We start from the raw sequence: 20796 nt of genomic DNA on the forward strand, positions 1-20796 counted from the left end.
AATTGAGGCTATTCATTGTAAGTGATTTTAAATAAATATATTTTAGGTGGGAATGATTCGCAGCAGAGATTAGCGTCAGATAACCATAATCAAATCAGAGTAAGTTCTTCATTCACTTCAATTCCCTGACTCGCTTTGCAGGGTAAAGTCTTACGGAAATCACATAGGAATGGAGCCGATTTCTTGCAAAATGTTGTAGCTTAAACAGATTACAACGTGAGCGTTGATCTGTTTGAGTAGGGGTTCACATGCAGGGCACCAGAATTCGGCTTTTGGTTGGCGGATTGATCCTTGCGGCATCCGGCTTTGGCGCACACGCTGAAACACTCCAGCCCGATCCCGCCTGGCAGGAAGGTAAACTGGACAATGGTTTTAGCTGGCAGCTTCTGACAACACCACAGCGTCCGAGCGATCGCATTGAGTTGCGCCTGATCGTTAACACCGGCTCGCTGGTGGAGAGCGCGCAGCAAACGGGCTTCAGCCACTTGATTCCACGTATGGCGATGGTACACAACGCCGCGTTGGACACCAACCAGCAACGCGCGCTGTGGCAGCAGGCGATGGACCCGCAGCGACCGCTGCCACCGGCGATATCGTCATACGATTACACCCAATACAACCTGAGTTTGCCGAATAACCGCCCTGAGCTGCTGAAAGAAGCGCTGAGCTGGCTGGCGGCGACCGCAGGCAAAATGACCATTAATGAGCAGGTGATCTCGACCGCGTTAACCGCGACCGACCCGATTGCCACCTGGCCACCTAACACCCAAGACGTGTGGTGGCGTTATCGTTTGAAAGGCTCAGCGATGCTGGCGCACGATCCTGGCGAACAGCCGCGTGCACCGGTGGATATCGCTCAACTTAATAGCTTCTATCAGCAGTGGTACACCCCGGATGGCATGACGCTATACGTGGTGGGCAACGTGGATAGTCGCAGTATGGCCGAGCAGATCAATAAAGCGTTCTCACCGCTGAAGGGCAAGCGCGTGGCTCCGGCTGCACTGCCGACGCTGTCACCGCTGCCGCATCAGGCGGTTAACCTGGTCAACGGCGGTATGAACCAGGATCGTCTGTCTTTGGTGTGGGATACGCCGTGGCAACCGATTCGCGACTCGCAAAATCTGCAACACTACTGGCAGAGCGATCTGGCGCGTGAAGCCCTGTTCTGGCATGTGCAGCGCTCGCTGGCGGACAGCAAAGCGCAGAACGTCCAGGTCGGTTTTGACTGCCGTGTGCTGTACCAGCGCGCACAGTGTTCCATTAATATGGACAGCCCTAATGCCTCGCTGGCGCAGAACATGAATCAGGTGGCGAAAGAGTTGGCGGTGGTGCGTGATAAAGGCTTACCGCAGGAAGAGTTTGATGCGCTGATGGCGCAAAAGCTGTTAGAGCTGAACAAGCTGTTCGCCACTTACGCACGTACTGATACCGATATTCTGATGGGGCAGCGTTTGCGTTCACAGCAGAATGCGGTGGTGGATATCGCACCGGAGCAGTACCAGAAGCTGCGTCAGGCGTTTCTCAGCGAATTGACACGTGAGCAGCTCAACCAGGAACTGCGCCAGCAGCTGACGCAGGAACTGACGATGGTGTTGATTCAGCCGCAGGGCGAACCGGAAACCAACGTGAAGATGCTGCAGGACAGTTGGGACAAGGTGATGAAGGTACCCGATGCGCCTGCCGCACCGGCTGCGCCAGATGATGCCAAACCGGAAAGTAATGGCAGCGCGAGCGCCACTGACCCGGCGCAACCGTCGTCATGACAAATAATTTATGATTCATGGCCCAAGTTTAATCATCTTGGCACATGTCATCCCCAAAATAATTTGAGCTGCAGCAAGGCGGCAAGGGTGTTCATCCCCAGGAGCTTACATCAGTAAGTGACTGGGGTGAACGCGCGCAGCCAACGCCGCTGCAGCTCAAAGTATGAAGGGGATCATTTGGCGCGAAGCCATTCGGTCACGAGCATCGGCCAGCTCGCTAGCGGTAAATCCGCCACGCCCCGGATGCCAAATCCGTGGCCGCCTTTCTGATAGAAGTGAATCTCCACCGGCACTTTGTGCTCCCGCAGCGCGCTGAAGAACACCATGCTGTTATTTACGGAAACCGACTCATCATCAGTGGCGTGAATCAGCAGCGTGGGTGGCGTTTGCGCATGCACACGCGTTTCCAGTGAATAGGCTTCAATCAGCTTTTGATCAGGCCACGCGCCGAGCAAGCGGGTGCGCGAGCTTTCGTGCGCCAGCCCGTCACGCATGCTGATTACCGGATAAAGTAGCACCATCGCATCCGGGCGCGGTGAGAAGCTGTCGGCCTGATCCTGAACCGGGTAGACCTTCTCGCCAAAGCGCGTGCCCAGGCTGGCGGCCACGTGTCCCCCGGCAGAGAAGCCCATCATCACAATATATTTGCCATTCATGCCGCGCTGCGCACGATCTCGCAGCACGCGAACCGCACGCTGCGCATCGGCCAGCGGTGCATCCGGGCCTTCGTGATGGCCATCGTAGGGCAGGCGATAGGTCATCACCGCCAGCGTATAGCCCATGGAAGTGAAGAAGGTGGCGAGCGCGCTGCCTTCACGGTCAATCAGTACCCGCTGATAGCCCCCGCCAGGCGCAACCAGCAGCGTAATCCCGTTGGAGGTTTCCGGATGCCAGATTGCCATCTCCGGGCAACGCACACCGGTGGCGGCGCGGTCATAGGGTTCATATTCTTTAGCAAGATCGACGATTTGCGGTTGAGCGCGCGAATCGCTCGCGCCTGGCGCATCACCGTGCGGCCAGATATTAATAATTTCTGTGTGCATACAATCAGTCCTGAGCGAGTCATGTTGTCGTTATTCTGTTCGCGGCCGGAGTCACAGCGTCCTGCTGTTATTGATTAAAACATGGTCTGTTTTCCTGCTGGCGTCCAGCCGAAAACCGCCGATTTCATCAGTTTCGGACTATGCCTGGCGGCCCGTTTTCTTGCCGTAATCGATTGAATTTAAATTGATCTTATTAGTAAGGCTGAAGTGGTTTTGAGGGGCGTCTGTCGGATGGGGATGACTGGCGATGATGATGAAAATTAGTAGTGAAAAATGTGTTGTTAATACAAATTTCCCTGTGACTTCGGTAAGTCGGGGTAATGATTTTTTCAGGGGCGCAGGTCAATTTGGTAGCGGCGCGATTTATCGCGCAATAAATTGCGCCGCGACGGATTTTGTAGGGTGCGGCCTTTAGGCCGCCCGTTGCCGCCATCGGGCGCGCCATGGCACGCCACTACCCACCGTAGCGGATTTATTAATGATTTGGCATGGCTTCCAACGGGATAATCGCGCCACGATGCTGAATCACCGTACTGGCGGTGAGATGACCACGCGCTGCGGCATCTTCCGCGCTTCCACCGGCTAAACGCACGGCCAGGTAACCGGCGCTAAACGAATCGCCTGCGGCAGTGGTATCGATCACTTTCTCTTTTGCCAGCTTAATCGCCGGCACTTCGCACAGGGCATCGTCGCCTATCGCCACTAAGCAGGAATCGGCACCGCGTTTAATGGCGATCTCCTGCACGCCAGCCTCACGCGTTCGCGCAATCACCGCTTCCAGCGGCTGTTCGCCCCACAGCAGATGTTCATCGTCAAGCGTCAGGAAGGCCATGTCGGTGTGTCGCAGCATCTCAGCGTACGCCTGCTGTGCGCTGGCTTGGTCAGCCCACAGGCGCGGACGGTAATTGTTATCGAAAATCACTTTTCCGCCGTTTTGACGACAGGCGCTGAGCAGGGTCATCAGCTTCTCGCGGCTGGCCGCAGGCAGGATCGCCAGACTAATTCCGCTGAGATAGAGGTAATCGTAATGGGCGAGTTGCTGGCAGATCGCCTCAGATTCCGGACTATCCAGCCAAAAACGTGCGGCCGCATCGTTACGCCAGTACCAGAAGGTGCGTTCACCATGTTCATCGGTTTCAATGAAGTACAGGCCCGGCATTTTGTTATCGAGGCGCTGAATCAGCTGAGTTTGCACCTGCTCTTGCCGCCAGGCGGCGATCATCTGATCGCTGAAGCTGTCGGTGCCGAGTGCGGTGACATAATCTACCCGTAATTGCTGGCTATCTGACTGACGCGCCAGATAGACCGCGGTATTCAGCGTGTCACCGCCAAAACCGCGTTTGATGTTCTCACCCTTTTCGGACAGCTCAATCATACATTCGCCAATGATGGCGATGGTCTTCTGCGTCATGATCTTTAACCTGTAGTGAATTATGCTGACGAGTCTCGCGCCTGGTATGGCAGCTGTCAATGGTTTTTAAAACGATGTTTTAATTTAGCTTAAGGTGATGGATGGCCCCGTCAACGGTGATTTAGCGGCCAAAGCGCCGTTTGTTTTGCCGATTAAGCCTGACACGCGCTGATACACTCAACTGCTCGTGTGGTTGCTGAGACACATAAAGTTATCCCGTTGATAGCCGATACTTGCCGCTGGGATGTTATTTGCAGGCACCCACCACCAACCAGGAAAAAACCATGGTGATGAATAATTTAAGTCATCGGCTGCCTATTTCAATTGAACTGGAGCAACAACAGGAAACGCGTCTCTTCTGGCAGCAGTGCCAACGATTCTATACTTTCCAGCCGATCTACCAGGTCTCCGGCCGTTTACTGGCCATTGAATTACTGACTGCGGTGACTCATCCCTCCGCACCAGAGAAAAGGTTGTCGCCCGAAACCTATTTTGATGCGCTGAATATCGCGCAGCGTCTCGACGTCGTCGAGGAACAGCTTGAGCTGTTATTACAGTGGTCACACTTTTTCACCCAGCGTCAGTTGGTGGCGTCCGTTAATATCGATGGCCCGACGTTGATGGCAATACAGCAACATGCTGGGATTCGTGAATTAATCTCTGAACTGCCGTGGATGCGCTTCGAACTGACCGAACACCATGCGCTGCCGCAGGAGGAGATGGTGGCGAAGATGCCCGAGCTTGGGCCGTTGTGGCTGGATGACTTTGGATCTGGCATGGCGAACTTCTCTGCGCTCACCGAACTGCGCTATGACTATATTAAGCTGTCTCGCGAGTTGTTTATGCTGCTGCGTTCAACCGATGAAGGCCGCTCACTGTTTTCGATGTTACTGGCGCTCATCAACCGTTATTGCAACGGTGTGATCGTGGAAGGCGTTGAAACAGAAGAGGAATGGCAGCAGGTGCAGAATTCGCCCGCCATGGCCGCGCAAGGCTATTTCTTCTCGCGCCCGGTTCCCTTCAGCGAACTGGAAAATATGGCACTTGAGCTTCCCTGACCCCGTTCCGTGACGTCTCGACTACAGTTAGTTGAGACGTGGAAGGGCAAGGAGGAAGCATAATGTCACGCACAGGAAAGATCCTGAGTTGGGTTTTCGGGATTTTATTATTATTGATTGTGGTGGTCGTGGTGATAATCGCCACCTTCGACTGGAACCGCCTCAAACCGACTATCAATCAAAAAGTCTCGGCTGAACTGAATCGACCTTTCGCCATTCGCGGCGACCTGGGCGTTGCCTGGGTGCGCAATCGCGAAGAGCCTGGCTGGCGCAGTTGGGTACCCTGGCCACAGGTGCATGCCGACGACATTATGCTCGGTAACCCTCCCAATATTCCTGATGTCACCATGGTGCACTTGCAGCGCGTTGAAGCCACGCTTGCGCCGCTGGCGCTGCTGCATCAAGAGGTTTATCTGCCGTGGATCAAGTTGCAGTTACCGGATGCGCGCTTGGTACAAACCGCCGATAAAAAGAATAACTGGACCTTCAACTTAGCCAGCAGCGCCAATAGCGATGCCAACGCACCGCCTTCAGCCTGGTCATTCCGTCTTGATAACATCCTGTTTGATAAGGGGGAAGTGCGCTATCGCGATGCCATCAATAAGGCTGATGTCACGGTCATTATCAACCCGTTAGGTAAACCGCTGCCTTATGCCCAAGTCGCTGGCGGTAACGATCAGCAAAAAGGCGCGGGTGATTTTGTTTTCGGCTGGCAGGCAAACGGCACCTATAACAACCAGAAGCTGGAGGGTGAGGGCAAAATTGGCGGCATGCTATCGCTGCGCAGCAAAACGACCCCTTTCCCGCTGCAGGTCGATGTGCGTAACGGCACGACGCGGGTGCGTGTTGATGGCACTTTGCAGGATCCGCTCAATCTCGGTGGCTTAGATGTGCGCCTGCGTTTTTCTGGCGACACCCTGGCGAACTTGTATGGTTTGACCGGCGTGCTGTTGCCGGATACGCCGCCTTATGAAACGGATGGTCACCTGATTGCGCGCTTTAATGAGGAAAAAGGGCCGCTGTTCCAGTATGAGAAGTTTAACGGTCATATTGGTGACAGTGATATTCATGGCTCGTTGACCTATCGTCAGGCAAAACCGCGCCCGAGCCTGACCGGTGAGCTGAGTTCAAATCAGCTGCGTATGGCGGATTTAGGGCCGCTGATCGGGGTTAACTCAGGCAAAGGCAGTGAGAAAACCCAGCAGGCCAAAGCACAGCGCGGCGACGCCTCTACGCAACCCGCGGACCGTGTGCTGCCACACGATAAGTTCGATACCAAAAGCTGGGATGTGATGGATGCCGATGTGAAGTTCAGCGGCAAACGCATCGAACACAGCAGCAAGCTGCCGCTCAGCGATCTTTACACCCATCTTCAATTGAAGAACGGCGATCTACTGTTAGATCCGCTGCGCTTTGGCATGGCGGGCGGCAGTATCAATTCCACCTTGCATCTGGAAGGGGATAAAAGTCCGATGCGCGGTCGAGCTGATTTGCACGCGCGTAAATTGCAATTGCGTCAGCTGTTCCCGAATGTCACCGCGATGCAGCGTAGCCTGGGGCAGTTGAATGGTGATGCGACCCTGAGCGGTACCGGGAATTCAGTGGCGGATTTGCTGGGTAGCAGTAACGGTGAGCTGAAGTTGTTGATGAACGATGGCTTGATCAGCCGCAGTCTGATGGAGATTGCCGGATTAAACGTCGGCAATTATGTGGTCGGTAAGCTGTTTGGTGACGATGAAGTGCGCATCAACTGCGCGGCCACCGATCTGAATATCCGTCAGGGGCTGGCCACACCGAAGGTGTTTGTGCTGGATACCGAGAATGCGGTGATCAACGTCACTGGCAACGTCAACTTCGCCAATGAGCGGATGGATTTGTCGATTAATCCGGAGAGCAAAGGCATTCGTATTATCACTTTGCGTTCGCCGCTCTATGTGCGCGGCACCTTTAAAAATCCTGATGCGGGTGTGAAAGCGGGGCCGTTGATTGCGCGCGGTGCGGCAGCCGTTGCGCTGGGTGCTGTGGTGGCACCGGCTGCGGCGCTGCTGGCACTGATTTCGCCCAGCGATACGGATGCGAATCAGTGCAGTAACGTGTTGCAGCAGATGAAAAGTAAAAGTGATCAGTTACGCCACAGCACTTTGATGATGTGATAGCCGAAAGCGGTTTTCACCGGTCCGTAAGGTTGCAGCAGCGGGCAGGAGAAGACCGCTTTATCAAAGGCGGGGACCATCTGGCCTTTACGAAATTCCCCTAAATCGCCGCCGTTGCGGCCCGAAGGGCAAGTGGAGTGTTTTTTGGCCAGCTGCTGAAAGTTGGCGCCTTTCTCCAGCTGTGCCAGTAAGGATTTGGCCTGCGCTTCATCCTTGACGAGGATGTGTAAAGCCGCCGCGGTTTTCGCCATGATGGAGTCTCTGTATGTATGTATAATGTCCGGCGCATTATAGCCTAATGCGGCTGCTATCTGCTGTAGGGTCGCCATTTTTGGCGACCTGGTAGTGAGGTGCGCATGAATGCGCACCCTCCAGGATAGCGGCAGGCTTTTTGTTCCCCATTCTTATGATTCAACTGAGTGAAAATCCGTTATGCGTTTAAACCCCGGCCAACAACGTGCTGTCGAATTCGTCACCGGTCCTTGCCTGGTGCTGGCCGGTGCGGGCTCAGGTAAAACCCGTGTTATCACCAATAAAATCGCCCACCTGATCCGCGAATGCGGCTATCAGGCTCGGCACATCGCGGCGGTGACCTTTACCAATAAAGCCTCGCGTGAGATGAAAGAGCGTGTGGCACAAACGCTGGGGCGCAAAGAGGCGCGCGGCCTGATGATTTCGACATTCCATACACTTGGATTGGAGATCATCAAACGCGAATACAAAGCGCTGGGGATGAAAGCCAGTTTCTCACTGTTCGACGACCAGGATCAGCTGGCACTGTTGAAAGACCTCACCCAGCAGTGGCTGGAAGAGGACAAAACCCTGTTACAGCAGCTGATCTCTACCATCTCCAACTGGAAGAATGATCTGGTGGATCCGCAGGGTGCGGCAGGGCTGGCGAAATCGCAGCGTGACCAGATTTTCGCCCATTGCTACCAGCTGTACGATCAGCACCTGAAATCCTGCAACGTACTGGATTTCGATGATTTAATCGCGCTACCTACGCTGTTGCTGCAACGCAACCAGGAAGTGCGCGAACGCTGGCAGCAGCGCATTCGCTACTTGCTGGTGGATGAATATCAGGACACCAACACCAGTCAATATGAGCTGGTCAAGCTGCTGGTCGGCAGCCGTGCGCGCTTTACCGTGGTGGGTGATGATGACCAATCGATCTACTCATGGCGCGGTGCGCGTCCGCAAAATCTGGTGTTATTAAAAGAGGATTTCCCGGCGCTGGAAGTGGTGAAGCTGGAGCAAAACTACCGCTCGACGCAGCGCATTCTGAAGTCTGCCAATATCCTGATTGCCAACAACCCGCACGTGTTTGAGAAGCGATTGTTTTCCGAACTGGGACAAGGCAGCGAGTTAAAAGTGCTGAGTGCCAACAATGAGGACCATGAGGCGGAGCGGGTCGCAGGGGAGCTGATTGCCCACCACTTCATTAATAAGACCGCCTACAAAGATTACGCGATCCTCTATCGTGGCAACCATCAGTCGCGCGTGTTTGAAAAGCAGCTGATGCAGAACCGTATTCCCTATCGTATCTCTGGCGGCACCTCGTTCTTCTCGCGCCCGGAAATTAAAGATTTGCTCGCTTATCTGCGAGTACTGACGAATCAGGAAGATGACAGCGCCTTCTTGCGTATCGTCAACACGCCGCGCCGTGAAATTGGCCCCGCCACGCTGCAAAAGCTGGGTGAGTGGGCCAATCTGCGCAGTAAGAGTTTGTTCAATGCCAGTTTCGATATGGGACTGGAGCAGACGCTGAGTGGACGCGGTCTTGAGCACTTGCAGCGGTTTACGCACTGGCTGAATGACATTATTCAGCTGACCGAGCGTGAACCGGTGAATGCCGTGCGCGACCTGATTCGCGGTGTCGATTACGAAAGCTGGTTGTTTGAAACCTCGCCAAGCCCCAAAGCGGCTGAAATGCGCATGAAGAACGTCAACACGCTGTTCCAGTGGATGACGGAAATGCTGGAAGGTGACGAACTGAATGAGCCGATGACGCTGGCGCAGGTTGTCACCCGTTTTACGCTGCGTGACATGATGGAACGCGGTGAAAGTGACGAAGAGAGCGATCAGGTGCAGCTAATGACGCTGCACGCATCGAAAGGGCTGGAGTTCCCGTATGTGTATCTGGTCGGTATGGAAGAAGGGCTATTGCCACATCAAAGCAGCATCGACGAGAACAACATCGAAGAAGAGCGCCGTTTGGCATACGTGGGCATTACCCGTGCGCAGAAAGAGCTGACGTTTACCCTGTGCCGCGAGCGCCGCCAGTACGGTGAGCTGGTGCGCCCGGAGCCGAGTCGTTTCCTGCTGGAGCTACCGCAGGATGATGTGGTGTGGGAGCACGAGAAAAAAGTGGTGAGCGCGGAAGAGCGCATGAAGACCGGCCAATCGCGAGTCGCTGGATTACGCGCGATGCTGGATAAGGCGAAAAAGGGTTAATGGTTGGCGGTCGCCATGAATGGCGACCCTACGCAAAAAACCTGTAGGGTGCGCATTCATGCGCACCTGGAAATCACGAGATCTTCTGTCGCCAGGCCGTAAATGCGCATTTGACGGGAGCTTTTCAACCCAGCATCAGCAAGCGCAGTCGGTTCGATCAAGAAATAGTAAGTAGCCAGTGTACGTAGGACTGATAGTGACTTTCCTGTTCTAACAGCTCAGCTCGCAGCGGATGCGCATCCAGCCAGCCAGCAGGCAGTGTCAAATGCAGTGCATCATCATCGGCCTGCAAACGTACCGCGGGCAGCGTGTCATCACGACGGCGGCTGGAGAAGATAATCGCCAGACGTAACAAGCGGCTTAACCGTTCTGCCATGCGCGGAGGTACGGCGTTCTGTTGCGTCAGCAAGCCCAGATCAATACTGCCACTCTGGTTCTGCAGCATACAGGCCAACATTTTTTTCTGGGCGGGAGTAAAGCCAGGGAGGTCGAGATGACGAATCAGATAAGCGGCGTGTTGTGGCGCCTGACGAAAATCGACGCTCAGGCCAATTTCGTGGATAGAACAGGCACTTAATAGCAGGTCACGACATCGGTTATCCAGCTTCCAACTGCTGCTCACCTGGCGGAAAAAGCTCTCTGCCAACTGACGCACGCGGCCTGCTTGTTCCACATCAATGGAGAAGCGGCGCTGGACGTTCTGCAATGTCCGACTGCGGATATCGCGATCGATCGGCAGATGCAGCATGCCGTACACCAAACCTTCGCGAAGCGCACCGCCGGCCAACGTCATGCTGTCGATATTGAGTTCGTGGAAGATGGCGATGAGAATGGAAAGGCCACTTGGGAACACCAGAGCACGCTCCAGCGTCAATCCTTCAATTTCCAGTTCTTCCAGCTTCCCGCACTGAATGGCGCGCTGTTTTAACTGCTGCAGCTTACTCAGGGTGATGCGTTCATCCATCCCCTGCGCCACCATGATTTCCTGCAGTGCCTGCACGGTGCCGGAGGCGCCCACGCAGATCTGCCAGCCTTTTTCACGCAGGGCGGCAGCGACAGGGCGAATAATCTCGCGCGCAGCCCGTTCGGCCTGCTCGAAATTCTCTTTCGCCAGATGGCGATCGCCAAAGTAACGTTCCAGCCAGGTGACGCAGCCCATCGACAAGCTAAACAGCGTGGTCGCGTGCGAACCTTCACCGGTGACCAGTTCGGTACTGCCCCCGCCGATATCCACCACCAAGCGCTGATCGGAACCGCCGGTAGTATGGGCAACGCCTTGATAAATCAGACGCGCTTCTTCCTCGCCGCTGATGACATTCACCGGGCAGCCCAGAATCTCTTCAGCAGTGGTCAGGAAATCTTGTGCATTTTCGGCAATACGCAGCGTCGCGGTTGCCACCACGCGGATTTGCTCAGGCGGGATGTCCTGCAATTGTTCGGAGAAAAGCTTTAAACATTGCCATCCGCGCTGCATCGCTTCGATGGAGAGCTGATTGGCTTTGTCCAGCCCGGCAGCCAGACGCACTTTGCGTTTAATCCGCGCAACGGTCTGAATACTGCCGGATACCTCGCGCACCACCAACATATGAAAGCTGTTAGAACCTAAATCAATCGCAGCATAAAGTGACGATGCGCTCAGCATGGTGTGCTTAACTCGAACGTTTACGGTTGTTATTACGCGGTGCACCGCTCCGACGGTTACTGTTGTTTCCGCCACGGCGTGGGCCGTTTCCTGAACGGCTGCGCTGCAGGCGTTTTGGCGGAGGCAGTTCACTCATCAGTGCTTCGCTGTTGTACTTGCTCACCGGGATGCCATGGCCGATATACTCTTCAATCGCAGGCAGGTTCAGGGCGTACTCTTCACAAGCCAGGCTGATCGAGTGTCCGCTGGCACCGGCACGACCGGTACGACCAATACGGTGAACGTAGTCTTCGCGGTCGTCAGGCAGATCGTAGTTAAACACGTGAGTCACGGCAGGAATGTGCAGACCGCGTGCGGCAACATCCGTTGCGACCAGGATATCGACATCACCTTTGGTGAAATCATCCAGAATGCGCAGACGTTTCTTCTGAGCCACATCCCCTGTCAGCAAGCCCACGCGGTGACCATCAGCGGCCAGGTGGCCCCAGATATCTTCACAGCGGTGTTTGGTGTTGGCGAAAATAATGGCGCGATCTGGCCATTCTTCTTCCAGCAAGGTTTGCAGCAGGCGCATCTTTTCTTCATTAGAAGGATAGAAAAGTTCTTCTTTGATGCGGTGGCCGGTTTTCTGCTCAGGCTCAACTTCAACGTACTCGGCGTTGTTCATGTGTTCAAACGCCAGTTCACGTACGCGGTAAGAAAGGGTCGCGGAGAACAGCATGCTCAGACGCTGGGTGGCCGGCGGCATGCGGCGGAACAGCCAGCGGATGTCTTTAATAAAGCCGAGGTCGAACATGCGGTCGGCTTCATCCAGTACCATGACCTGAATCGCACCGAGATTGACATGATTCTGTTTAGCATAATCGATAAGGCGACCCGTGGTGCCCACCAGAATATCGACGCCTTCCGCTAACACTTTCAGCTGTTTGTCGTAGCCGTCGCCACCGTAGGCAAGGCCCAACTTCAGACCTGTCACCTGCGACAGTTGCTCAGCATCGGCGTGAATCTGCACCGCAAGTTCACGCGTAGGGGCCAGGATCAGCGCGCGCGGCTGGTTGATCTGGCGGCCTTCGGCGGCTGGATGAGAAAGAAGATGATGAAACGTTGACGTCAGGAACGCCATCGTTTTGCCCGTACCGGTTTGCGCCTGACCCGCAACATCACGCCCTGAAAGCGCAAAAGGCAATGCGAGCGCCTGGATAGGCGTGCAGTTATGAAAGCCTTTTTTATCAAGGGCTTCCACTACCTGTGGGTGCAGGGCGAAGTCGGAAAACTTCTGTTCAGTTAAGTGTGTTTTGCTCATAGTGTGGTAGAATATCAGCTTACTAGCGCTTTACGAAAGCGTATCCGATGAAATAAAGTCATCCTACGTTGGTATATTTTACGCCAATTCGCCAGGCACAATCTTTGGAGTTAAACATGAGCAGCGATAAAATCGTTCACTTGACCGATGACAGTTTCGACACCGACGTGTTGAAAGCAGAAGGTGTCACTCTGGTAGATTTCTGGGCTGAATGGTGTGGTCCTTGCAAAATGATCGCCCCCATTCTCGACGAAGTCGCAGAAGAGTACGAAGGTAAGCTTACCATCGCCAAGTTGAACATTGATGACAACCCGGGCACTGCGCCTAAGTACGGCATTCGTGGTATCCCGACACTGCTGCTGTTCAAGAACGGCGAAGTGGCTGCGACCAAAGTCGGCGCCCTGTCTAAAGGTCAGCTGAAAGAGTTCCTGAACGCTAACCTGGCTTAAGTCCAGCGCGGTGTTGTTCCGCAGTGGTGAATTTTTTCGCCACTGCTGGACGTCCTCTTTCAGGCGTGTTAAGTTGACCTTACTGCATTACGCACTTACCTTGTAGTTTGCATCTAAAGTTTTCCCTTGTCAGACCCTGCTCGCATTGAACGTTATCGTGGTTTGGCAATCTGATGACTAGCACATTCGGCATCACCTTTCGACCGTCTCTTCGTTTCCTATCGCCACACCTGACGATAATCGTCGAGTAGAGTTGAAAAAGAGCCATTAACAGGCATGGAATTTTTGCCATACCACTCACGACAATCATTTCGAGAATTACCCCGAGTTTAAGAACCCTCACTATGAATCTTACCGAATTAAAGAATACGCCGGTTTCTGAGCTGATTACCCTCGGCGAAAATATGGGTCTGGAAAACCAGGCACGTATGCGCAAGCAGGATATTATTTTCTCTATCCTGAAGCAGCATGCCAAAAGTGGCGAAGACATCTTTGGTGATGGTGTGCTGGAGATATTGCAGGACGGATTTGGTTTCCTCCGTTCTGGAGACAGCTCCTACCTCGCCGGTCCCGATGATATCTACGTTTCTCCCAGCCAAATCCGCCGCTTCAACCTCCGCACTGGTGACACCATTTCTGGCAAAATTCGCCCACCAAAAGAGGGTGAACGTTATTTTGCACTGTTGAAAGTTAACGAAGTTAACTACGACAAGCCGGAAAACGCGCGTAATAAGATTCTGTTCGAAAACCTCACGCCACTGCACGCAAACAATCGTCTGCGTATGGAGCGCGGTAATGGCTCAACCGAAGATTTGACCGCACGTGTACTCGACCTGGCTTCGCCAATTGGCCGTGGCCAACGTGGTCTGATCGTGGCACCACCGAAAGCCGGTAAAACCATGCTGCTGCAGAACATTGCGCAGAGCATTGCCTACAACTACCCGGATTGCGTGTTGATGGTACTGCTGATTGACGAGCGTCCGGAAGAAGTGACCGAGATGCAGCGTCTGGTAAAAGGTGAAGTGATTGCTTCTACCTTTGACGAACCAGCATCACGCCACGTTCAGGTTGCTGAGATGGTGATCGAGAAGGCTAAGCGCCTGGTTGAGCATAAAAAGACGTTATCATCCTGCTTGACTCCATCACTCGTCTGGCCCGTGCTTATAACACCGTTGTTCCAGCTTCCGGTAAAGTCTTAACCGGTGGTGTGGATGCTAACGCCCTGCACCGTCCAAAGCGTTTCTTCGGTGCGGCACGTAACGTGGAAGAGGGCGGCAGCCTGACCATCATCGCGACCGCGCTGGTTGATACCGGTTCGAAGATGGATGAAGTGATTTACGAAGAATTTAAAGGTACAGGTAACATGGAACTGCACCTGTCGCGTAAAATTGCGGAAAAACGTGTGTTCCCGGCTATCGATTACAATCGCTCCGGTACCCGTAAAGAAGAGCTGCTGACTTCTCAGGAAGAACTGCAGAAGATGTGGATCCTGCGCAAAATTATCCATCCAATGGGTGAAATTGACGCGATGGAGTTCCTCATCAATAAACTGGCGATGACCAAAACCAATGATGAATTCTTCGATATGATGAAGCGTTCATAAGTTGGCGAACGTGAATCGCTAAGCGAAGCGATTCGGTCGCACACTTTGCCAGGATTTATTGCTAACGCCACGTCTTAACGTGGCGTTTTTCATTTATGGGCATTAGGATTAGCCCAGTCAGGAAGCATTATGATGATTGTGCCAGAAAGGTGCTGCTTTTTTCAGCAATCAGACTTTTCGCAGGCAGAATTCGGACAAAGGATATACGGCAATGGCAAGGATCTTGCTTATTGTTGTCGATGATTTTAGCTGAGAGCGTTAACGTGAATTTACTCACTATGAGTACTGAGCTGGGTTTAGTTTTTCTTTTTACCTTAGTGTTCCTATTTTTTGCTCGCAAAGCAGCTAAAAAAATTGGGCTGGTGGACACGCCTAATTCAAGAAAACGACACCATGGCGCCATTCCCTTAGTGGGCGGGATTTCCGTTTATGCGGGGATCTGCTTTGCTTTCGCTATTTCAGATTATTATTTGCCCCATGCCTCACTCTATCTTGCGTGCGCAGGTGTGCTGGTGCTGGTCGGTGCGCTGGACGATCGCTTCGACATCAGCGTTAAAATTCGCGCGTTAGTGCAGGCAGCCGTCGCCATTGTGATGATGGTCGGTGCCAAGCTTTATCTATTGAGCCTCGGCTTTATCATCGGCCCTGTGGAGTTGGTTGTCGGGCCTTTTGGCTATGTGCTCACGCTGTTTGCCGTCTGGGCAGCGATCAACGCCTTCAATATGGTTGATGGGATTGACGGCCTGCTGGGAGGCCTTGCCAGCGTCACCTTTGCGGCGATGGGCATCATCCTCTATTTCGACGGCCAGACCAGCCTCGCGATGTGGTGCTTCGCCATGATCGCGGCCACTATTCCTTATATCTTATTGAACCTTGGTCTGATTGGTCGCCGCTATAAGGTGTTTATGGGCGATGCCGGCAGCACTATGATCGGGTTCACCATCATCTGGATTCTGCTGGAAACCACCCAGGGCTTGAGTCACCCGATTACCCCCGTCACAGCATTGTGGCTGATTGCCATTCCTTTGATGGACATGGTGGCCATTATGTATCGCCGCTTACGCAAAGGCATGAGCCCGTTTTCGGCTGACCGCCAGCACATTCACCATTTAATCATGCGCGCCGGTTTTACTTCACGTCAGGCGTTTGTCCTGATCACTGTAGCCGCAGCGATTCTGGCGGGCATTGGCGTATTAGGTGAATACCTTGCCTTCATCCCCGAGTGGGTGATGCTGGTGTTATTCCTGATGGCATTCTTCCTTTATGGCTATTGCCTGAAACACGCCTGGCGTGTGGCACGCAAAATCCGTCGCATAAAACGTCGCTGGCAAAGTAGCAGCGAAGATAAAAAATAAGTTACCCGATCAGTACCCGGATAAGGACTTTTGTTATGACCTCTGTCGTTGTGGAGAACGAACTGGATGTGCGCGGCCTGGGCTGCACGCTATGGCGCGGCAAGCGCTGGATTATCGGCTGCGCGCTGCTGTTTGCCCTGCTGGCGTGGCTTGCATCGATGTTGATGAGACAAGCGTGGAGCACCACGGCGGTGACCGATCGCCCAACGGTGAATATGCTGGGCGATTTCTTCGTGCAGCAGCAGTTTCTCAATAATCTTGATGTGCGCACCAATACGCTCAATCTTAATACGCCTGCCCCTACGGTGATGGATGAGGTGTATCAGGAGTTCACCATGCAGCTGGCCTCCTGGGATACGCGTCGTGACTTCTGGCAGCAAACCGAGTATTACAAAAGCCGCAAAAGTGGCAACGCCCACAATGATGCAGCACTGCTCGACGACATGATCACCAATATCCAGTTCACGCCGGCGGATGCGGCGCACAACACGCTGGATAACATCAAACTGATTGCCGAAACCGCCAGCGACGCCAACAATCTGCTGCGTCAATACATCGCCTATGCCAGCGAGCGTGCGGCGCGTCATCTCAATGCCGAGTTGAAAGGTGCATGGCAGGCGCGCACCGTACAACTGCTGGCGCAGGTGAATCGTCAACAGGAAGTGGCCCAGTCGGTGTTTGACCGCCAGCGTCAACGTATTGAACAAGCATTGAAAGTGGCCAGCCAGCAGGGCATCAAAGAGAATCGCGCACCTGCCACCGGTGAAGCGCTGCCCGATAGCGACCGCTTCCTGTTGGGTCAGCAAATGCTACAAGCGCAGTTGGATACGCTACAGGCGAGCGGTCCCGCTTACGATTTAAGCTATGATCAAAACAGGGCGATGCTGGGTACGCTGCAGGCGGGCGCGCGTTTGGACAAACCGTTCCAGACTTATCGCTACCTGCGCACCCCGGAAGAACCGGTATCGCGCGATAGTCCGCGCCGGGTGTTTATGATGATCATGTGGGGCGTGATCGGTGCGCTGGTGGGTTCAGGTGTCGCGCTGGTGCGCCGTCCTCGTTCAACGTTACCAACCAGCCATTAAGAGAAGCCACGTGAAAGTTCTGACCGTATTTGGCACACGTCCTGAGGCGATCAAAATGGCTCCGCTGGTGCAGGCACTGGCGGACGATCCTGCGTTTGACGCACGCTTGTGCGTGACGGCGCAGCATCGTGAAATGCTCGATCAGGTGCTGCGGCTGTTCAAGCTGCAACCTGATTACGATCTCAATATCATGCGCCCCGAGCAGGGGCTGACAGAGATTACCAGCCGTATCTTGCAAGGTATGAAAACGGTATTGGCCGATTTTCAGCCCGATTTAGTGTTGGTGCACGGTGATACCACCACCACTTTCGCTGCCAGCCTGGCCGCGTTTTACCATCAGATTCCGGTCGGGCATGTGGAAGCGGGTTTACGCACCGGCAACCTGATGTCGCCCTGGCCGGAAGAAGCCAACCGCACCTTGACCGGGCATTTAGCCAGCTACCACTTTACGCCAACGGAAAATTCACGACAGAACCTGCTGCGCGAAAATCTCCCCGATGCACGTATTTTTGTCACCGGTAATACGGTGATTGATGCGTTGCTGTGGGTGCGCGATCGCGTGCTGGATGATGTCGATCTCAATGCGCGTTTAGCGGCACGCTATCCGTTCCTGGATGCGGATAAGAAACTGATTCTGGTCACTGGCCATCGCCGTGAAAGTTTCGGTGGAGGCTTTGAACGCATTTGCAGCGCACTGGCGCAGATTGCGCGTCAGCATCCACAGGCGCAGATTGTCTATCCTGTCCATCTCAATCCTAACGTCAGTGAGCCGGTAAACCGCATTCTCAGCGGTATCGACAATATCATCCTGATTGAGCCGCAAGAGTATTTGCCGTTTGTCTGGCTGATGAACCGCTCCTGGCTGATTCTGACCGATTCCGGCGGCATCCAGGAAGAGGCCCCTTCGCTGGGCAAACCGGTGCTGGTGATGCGTGACACCACTGAGCGTCCGGAAGCGGTGGATGCCGGTACGGTGAAGCTGGTTGGCACTGACGTCAATCGTATCGTCGCAGAAGTCAGCGTGTTGCTACAGGATGATGAAGCCTGGCAGGTCATGAGTCGTGCACATAATCCGTACGGCGATGGTCAGGCCTGCGCGCGCATCTTGCAGGCACTCAAACAATACAGAGCATAATGATGAGTTTTAATACCATTTCCGTTATCGGACTGGGCTACATTGGGCTGCCAACGGCAGCTGTTTTTGCCTCAAAGGGAAAGCGCGTGATCGGCGTGGACATCAATACCCGCGCGGTCGACACCATTAACCGCGGTGACATCCACATTGTTGAACCCGAGTTGGGTGATGTGGTGCGTGACGCTGTGCTGGCCGGTCATCTGCGTGCGACAACTCAGGCTGAAGCCGCCGATGCCTTCCTGATCGCCGTGCCCACGCCTTTTATCGGCGATCATCAGCCCGATCTCAGTTATGTGCAGGCGGCGGCGCTGTCGATTGCACCGGTACTGAAAGCGGATGATCTCGTCATTCTGGAATCCACCTCTCCGGTGGGAACCACGGAACAAATGGCAGCATGGCTGGCTGAGTCACGTCCCGATCTGCGTTTTCCCCAGCACGGTGATGACTGCAACGTGTTTATCGCTTACTGCCCCGAGCGCGTGCTGCCCGGCAAAGTGATGGTTGAACTGCTGGAGAACGATCGGGTGATCGGCGGCATGACGCCTGCCTGTTCGGCACGTGCCAGTGAGCTGTATCGAATCTTCTTGCACGGTGAATGTGTTGAAACCAACGCCCGCACCGCCGAGATGTGCAAACTCACCGAAAACAGCTTCCGCGATGTGAACATCGCTTTCGCCAACGAGCTGTCGCTGATTTGTGCAGAACAGGCGATTAATGTGTGGGAGCTGATTGCGCTGGCGAACCGCCATCCTCGCGTCAATATTTTGCAACCCGGCCCCGGCGTTGGCGGCCACTGCATCGCGGTCGATCCTTGGTTTATCGTGGCGCAGAACCCGGATTTGGCGCGCTTAATCCGCACGGCGCGTGAAGTGAATGATGCGAAGCCGACCTGGGTGCTGGATCAAGTCAAACAGCAGCTTGCCGAATGCCTGACCGCCAGCGGCAAGCGCGCGAGCGAAGTGACGATTGCCTGCTTTGGTCTGGCATTCAAACCCAACATTGACGATTTGCGCGAAAGCCCAGCCATGACGGTGGCGCATCTGATTGCGGAATGGCACAGCGGCCCGATGCTGGTGGTGGAGCCGCATATCGAAGAGATCCCCGCACGCCTGGCGCAAGAGGCCACGCTGGTTTCCACCGAAGATGCGCTGCAACAGGCGGATATTCTGGTGATGTTGGTCGATCACGCTCAGTTCCGCGCGATTGACACGAGTCGCATCGCGCAGCCGTGGGTCGTCGATACTAAAGGTGTCTGGCGATGAAACAGTTCCTGGTCACCGGAGGCGCCGGATTTATCGGTTCTGCGCTGGTGCGTTTCCTGATTGAGCAGACTAACCATCGTGTCGTGGTGGTGGATAAACTCAGTTATGCCGGGAATTTAGCCTCTCTGGCACCTGTGCAGCAGAGTGCGCGTTTTGCTTTTGAACAGGTTGATATCTGCGATCGTGCTGAACTGGATCGCGTCATGGCACAGCATCAGCCTGATTGCATTATGCATCTGGCGGCTGAAAGTCACGTCGACCGTTCGATTGATGGGCCAATTGCCTTCGTCGAAACCAATATTGTCGGCACCTATCAGTTGCTGGAAGCGGCACGCCATTACTGGAATCAAATGGACGATGAGCGCAAAAAAGGCTTCATTTTCCACCATATTTCCACCGACGAAGTGTTTGGCGATTTGCACGGTAGTGATGATTTCTTTTCTGAAACGACACCGTACGCACCGAGCAGCCCTTATTCCGCCACCAAAGCCAGTAGCGATCATTTAGTTCGGGCCTGGCTACGCACTTATGGCTTGCCGATTATCGTCACCAACTGTTCCAACAATTATGGTCCTTACCATTTTCCAGAAAAGCTGATTCCGCTCACCATCATCAATGCGCTGGCGGGCAAACCACTGCCGGTGTATGGCAATGGTAGTCAGATTCGTGACTGGTTGTACGTTGAAGACCACGCGCGCGCTCTATAGCGTGGTGAGCAACGGCAAAGTCGGGGAAACCTACAATATTGGCGGGCACAACGAACGCCGTAATATTGAGGTGGTTGAAACGCTGTGCGATTTGCTAGACGAACTGGCACCGCAGCAGCGAGCGGCGCATCTGACGTGCTATCGCGATCTGATTACTTTTGTCACTGACAGGCCGGGTCACGATCAACGTTACGCTATTGATGCCAGCAAAATTGCGCGTGAGTTGGGATGGACGCCACAGGAAACCTTTGAAAGTGGCATTCGTAAAACCGTGCAGTGGTATCTGGCCAATCCGTCATGGTGGCAGGCGATTCTCAACGGCAGCTATCGTGGTGAGCGGTTGGGTTTAGCCATTCCGCGCTAAAGCGTCATT

14 protein-coding genes and 2 pseudogenes are annotated in these 20796 nt (G+C 54.2%); 11 read left to right on the forward strand and 5 right to left on the reverse strand.

The window, feature by feature from the left end; genetic code table 11:
• Positions 1-248 precede the first annotated feature (248 nt).
• Complete coding sequence (locus PSSD_RS07535) at positions 249-1763, forward strand: M16 family metallopeptidase (RefSeq protein ID WP_039329178.1); 1515 nt, start codon at positions 249-251, stop codon at positions 1761-1763.
• Between the two features lie 173 nt (positions 1764-1936).
• Here PSSD_RS07535 and PSSD_RS07540 read toward each other — a convergent pair whose 3' ends face one another.
• Positions 1937-2806, reverse strand: a complete 870-nt coding sequence (locus PSSD_RS07540; protein ID WP_039329180.1) for an alpha/beta hydrolase — start codon at positions 2804-2806, stop codon at positions 1937-1939.
• 475 nt (positions 2807-3281) lie between these two features.
• A complete protein-coding gene (gene kdgK / locus PSSD_RS07545) occupies positions 3282-4217 on the reverse strand; it encodes a 2-dehydro-3-deoxygluconokinase (RefSeq protein ID WP_058970331.1) in 936 nt (311 codons plus the stop codon).
• A gap of 284 nt (positions 4218-4501) precedes the next feature.
• On the opposite strand from kdgK, the gene pdeH reads away from it, so the two are divergent.
• Together pdeH and PSSD_RS07555 are read left to right on the forward strand one after the other, a co-directional pair.
• The gene (gene pdeH, locus PSSD_RS07550) at positions 4502-5275 is read left to right on the forward strand and encodes a cyclic-guanylate-specific phosphodiesterase (RefSeq protein ID WP_058970334.1); all 774 of its coding nucleotides are present in this window, start codon (positions 4502-4504) and stop codon (positions 5273-5275) included.
• 62 nt (positions 5276-5337) lie between these two features.
• On the forward strand, positions 5338-7428 hold the full coding sequence (locus PSSD_RS07555) for an AsmA family protein (protein ID WP_058970336.1): 2091 nt from the start codon (positions 5338-5340) through the stop codon (positions 7426-7428).
• On the opposite strand, the gene ppiC is transcribed toward PSSD_RS07555, so the two are convergent.
• A complete protein-coding gene (ppiC, locus tag PSSD_RS07560) occupies positions 7398-7679 on the reverse strand; it encodes a peptidylprolyl isomerase PpiC (RefSeq protein ID WP_034827827.1) in 282 nt (93 codons plus the stop codon). The two genes, PSSD_RS07555 and ppiC, sit on opposite strands and share 31 nt — an antisense overlap.
• A 181-nt stretch (positions 7680-7860) precedes the next feature.
• Between ppiC and rep the strand changes: the two genes are divergently transcribed.
• Positions 7861-9882, forward strand: a complete 2022-nt coding sequence (gene rep / locus PSSD_RS07565; protein ID WP_058970338.1) for a DNA helicase Rep — start codon at positions 7861-7863, stop codon at positions 9880-9882.
• Between the two features lie 157 nt (positions 9883-10039).
• Here the strand turns inward: rep and gppA are convergent, their stop codons facing one another.
• Positions 10040-11524 carry a guanosine-5'-triphosphate,3'-diphosphate diphosphatase gene (gppA, locus tag PSSD_RS07570; RefSeq protein WP_039329189.1) on the reverse strand — a complete coding sequence of 495 codons (1485 nt, stop codon included), beginning with the start codon at positions 11522-11524 and terminating at the stop codon, positions 10040-10042.
• 7 nt (positions 11525-11531) lie between these two features.
• Complete coding sequence (gene rhlB, locus PSSD_RS07575; RefSeq protein WP_039329190.1) at positions 11532-12827, reverse strand: ATP-dependent RNA helicase RhlB; 1296 nt, start codon at positions 12825-12827, stop codon at positions 11532-11534.
• 116 nt (positions 12828-12943) lie between these two features.
• Between rhlB and trxA the strand changes: the two genes are divergently transcribed.
• The 7 genes and pseudogenes from trxA (at position 12944) to rffG (ending at position 20787) form a co-directional block, all read left to right on the forward strand.
• On the forward strand, positions 12944-13276 hold the full coding sequence (gene trxA, locus PSSD_RS07580) for a thioredoxin TrxA (protein WP_039329191.1): 333 nt from the start codon (positions 12944-12946) through the stop codon (positions 13274-13276).
• 344 nt (positions 13277-13620) lie between these two features.
• Positions 13621-14879 (forward strand): annotated as a pseudogene (rho, locus tag PSSD_RS07590) (transcription termination factor Rho).
• 278 nt (positions 14880-15157) lie between these two features.
• On the forward strand, positions 15158-16234 hold the full coding sequence (gene wecA / locus PSSD_RS07595) for a UDP-N-acetylglucosamine--undecaprenyl-phosphate N-acetylglucosaminephosphotransferase (protein WP_039329289.1): 1077 nt from the start codon (positions 15158-15160) through the stop codon (positions 16232-16234).
• Positions 16235-16269: 35 nt separating this feature from the next.
• Complete coding sequence (gene wzzE / locus PSSD_RS07600) at positions 16270-17319, forward strand: ECA polysaccharide chain length modulation protein (protein WP_039329194.1); 1050 nt, start codon at positions 16270-16272, stop codon at positions 17317-17319.
• A 10-nt stretch (positions 17320-17329) separates the two neighbouring features.
• Positions 17330-18454, forward strand: coding sequence for a non-hydrolyzing UDP-N-acetylglucosamine 2-epimerase (wecB, locus tag PSSD_RS07605; RefSeq protein WP_039329195.1), 1125 nt, complete (start codon positions 17330-17332; stop codon positions 18452-18454).
• Between the two features lie 2 nt (positions 18455-18456).
• Positions 18457-19716: a UDP-N-acetyl-D-mannosamine dehydrogenase gene (wecC, locus tag PSSD_RS07610; protein ID WP_058970340.1), complete on the forward strand. Its 1260-nt coding sequence runs from the start codon at positions 18457-18459 to the stop codon at positions 19714-19716.
• Positions 19713-20787, forward strand: a pseudogene (gene rffG, locus PSSD_RS07615) (dTDP-glucose 4,6-dehydratase). Before wecC ends, rffG begins: the two are co-directional and overlap by 4 nt.
• The last annotated feature ends 9 nt before the right edge of the window (positions 20788-20796 follow it).

This window comes from Type-D symbiont of Plautia stali, assembly GCF_001485335.1.
Classification (GTDB): domain Bacteria; phylum Pseudomonadota; class Gammaproteobacteria; order Enterobacterales; family Enterobacteriaceae; genus Pantoea; species Pantoea vagans_C.